Origin of the sequence: Luteimonas panaciterrae (genome assembly GCF_020511115.1) — a bacterium.
In the GTDB taxonomy this organism is placed as follows: Bacteria; Pseudomonadota; Gammaproteobacteria; order Xanthomonadales; family Xanthomonadaceae; genus Luteimonas; species Luteimonas panaciterrae.
The window spans coordinates 1-265 of sequence record NZ_JAJAVH010000063.1 but is presented as its reverse complement, the minus strand read 5'-3'; the positions used below and the strand labels follow the sequence as shown (position 1 = coordinate 265).

The 265-nt window shown below is 67.9% G+C and carries 1 pseudogene; it reads right to left on the bottom strand.

From position 1 onward, the window contains the following. Positions 1 to 265: pseudogene (locus LG367_RS18265) on the bottom strand (RHS repeat protein); the annotation flags it as partial.

Here is a 265-nt window from a genome sequence, read left to right as displayed (position 1 = left end):
GGGCAGCTGGCGGGCGTTCTGGGTCAGCGTGTGCTTGATGCCGTTGCCGTAGGTGAACTGGGCGATGGCGCCGTTGGGGTAGTAGCTCACGCTGGTGGCGTAGGTGCCCGCCTGCGTCGGCTGGCCCAGGGCGTTGGGGGCGTAGTCGATCGACAGGCCGCTGGGATAGGTCTGGATCTTCAGTGCTCCGTTGGCGTCATAGCCATAGCCGGCGCCCCAGACCGAGGTGCCGCCCAGGTGGTTCAGGCTCTCGCCGGTGAGCAGG